Source organism: Pandoraea terrigena (assembly GCF_902459705.1).
GTDB lineage: Bacteria > Pseudomonadota > Gammaproteobacteria > Burkholderiales > Burkholderiaceae > Pandoraea > Pandoraea terrigena.
In genome coordinates this window covers 1-2,594 of the sequence record NZ_CABPRU010000027.1, presented here as the reverse complement: position 1 = coordinate 2,594, position 2,594 = coordinate 1, and the positions used below count along the sequence as shown (strand labels likewise).

Here is a 2,594-nt window from a genome sequence, read left to right as displayed (position 1 = left end):
AAGCAACTGGAAGTGCGCGTGGGCGGTAACGTCAGCGTGCGCAAGGGCGAAAGCGCGCTGGGTGGCGGTATCTCGGCCAAGTATCGCTTCTGAGCCTGAGTACCCACGTCAGGCGGGCGAAGAATCGTCCCGTTGTGACCAAGCGGAAGTGAAGAAACCCGTCGTGCCTGAGAGAGCGCGGCGGGTTTTTTTATTGGCGCTGGGTATAGGCATTCGGCTCGCATTGTCCGGCCGGAACGCGGTGCAAAACGCATGATGCCGAGCAGAAATTTTTCGTTGGGATATCTCCCGCTTGGTTTCGACATCCGTTGTTTGCGTGTCGCATGCTTCGCACGATTGGGATTTTAATGATGAGATGTCTTGAATTATTGGGATTTTCTTCTTGTTTGATTTTGAATATTTAAAGAATTATCCCAACTTATTGATGGGTTGTTTTCTTGGGTTAAGTACCAAAACTCAATGACTTTGCATCGATTTCGATAATCCGAATTTTAGACTTCGTGGGCCTTGACGCAGGTCGTCGTGCCGTGTCCGGAGCGTGATGGAGCAATTCGTCACTTTTCACGAATTAATTTATGGATTATCGAATGCAAAAGAACCATCCGAAGTCGAGCGCGCTGCGTCAGACAAAGATTTGCATGGCCGTCGCGGCCGTAGTGACCGCAGCAGCACTGCCGGGGTATGCGGTGGCGCAAACCGGGCAGGAACAATGGCAGGAGGATCGGACCGCTCGGCTGGGAAAAATTGAAGCCGATGCCAAGGCTGTGACGCCCGAACTCCAAAAGGCCATTGCCACGCGGCGATTTGCGGAACGTATGGCTGAGCAAATGGAAGCCGCCTCCGCTGTCATGGATTCCTCGGCCAAGTGGAGTGACAAGAGCTTGGCGCTTGAATTCGTAAGTGCCGCCGTCGATTCCATTCTCACTGAAACTGCCGATGCTTCCATTTCCACTGAAGGATTGGCAAAAAAGACGGCGCTCGCGACGCTGAAGGCGAGGATCGACGCGGCCGCGAAGGCAAAACATGCTGGGCGGGCAGAAGCGTACGGCGAGCTCGAAGCCGAGATCAACAAGCATGCCACTTTTGCAAAAGCGAGTGCCGATGCCGTCACGCCGCTGCAACGCTCGGCCGATTTGTTGGCACTGAAGCAGGCGCGTGTGCAAGCCGCCGGGACAGAGGCGGTACTGACGGCGCTCAAGAATACGCGTCAACTGAACGCGGCCACGCCGAATGCTGAGAAGCAAGTCGCGCGTTTGACTTGGCACGACAAGCATCTGACCAACTTCATGGGGGACGAAGCGAATTCCGATACGCATGCCGTCATCGGCGCCGACACCACGCTGGAGATCACGAGTGCCTCCGGGAGGTCGTCGGATGCGATCCACGGTGTCGTCGGAGCCAAACGGGACGTGGGTACGCTTTACGTCGCCGAAGGCGCCGATCATGACATTCTCGTCGCCGGCAAGGGTAAGGAACTGATCGTTCATCGTGCCATCGAGGGTGCGGGCGATCTGTCCATTTCGGTCGTCGAGGGGGGCGCGCTGACCTTCGCCGCGCAAGCTGAGAATCAGACCGGTGGCATCAACGCGGAGAACGTTGCGCTGTCCGCGACCGGTGCAAACGGAAAGATCCGGTTCAATGAAGGCACCAGCGCCGGATCGGCAACGATTGCACTCAACAACGGTGGCGAACTGGCATTCGGCAAGAACGCGAATGCAGGCAACAGCCAGATCACTGTCGGCATGGCGGTGACCCAGGGCGATGTCGATGCCGCCCGGCTGGCGAATCCGACATCCCGGCTTGGCGTTGCCGCCCCCGGGAAGCTGACGGTCAGTGAAGCCTCTGCGGGCGACGCGACGGTCGTCAATTTTGGACTCGCATCGTTCGACAAGTCGAAGCTTGAGAATCTGGCGTTGCTGAATGCCGGCAAGACGACGCTCAGCAATCAATCCGAGGGGGGCGACGCGGAAGTCATCAACCTTGGCGGCGCGACACTGGACATCGCCGATACGAAGCTACAGCGCATGACGCTGACAAACGCCGGCGAAGTCACGATGTCCGGCAACACGATCGCGGGCGACGCGACCATCAACCTCGTGGGTGGTTCTCTGGACGTTTCGGCGATTGCGCTTCCCGCGGCAGAGCCGAGCGATCCCGTTGTCAAAGCGCTCACTATCGGTTCGCTGACGGGCAGCGGCGACGTTGTTGCCGGTGAGACCACGATTCGCCTCGGCGCACTGCATCAAGACGACGTGTTCGACGGCCGCATTCTGAGCGTCAAGGCTGAAGTGCCGGATAGTGACGACGTTACGCTCAGGCTGGACACGATCAACAAACAGCCGCTCGCGCTGGGCGCCGCGCCGTTGAGCCACCAAGCCGACGCGATCTCCGATCGATCCACCCACCTGCAAGTGGTCAAGGTGGGGAACGGCAACCTGACGCTGACCAACGACCAAAGCGCCGTCAAGCGCATGGAGATCGAGGCCGGTACGTTGACGGCGGCGCACGCCAATGCGATGGGCTCGGGCACCGTGAGCGTTGCCAGTGCGGGTACGGTTGCGCTGGGCGCAGACGTCAGCGGTGTGACCGACATC

At 58.9% G+C, this 2,594-nt stretch carries 1 protein-coding gene; it reads left to right on the top strand.

The genetic code is table 11. From position 1 onward, the window contains the following. Window positions 1-587: 587 nt before the first annotated feature. Window positions 588-2,594: cell envelope integrity TolA family protein (locus PTE31013_RS24625; protein WP_150615201.1), on the top strand; the 2,007-nt coding region annotated here is incomplete at its 3' end.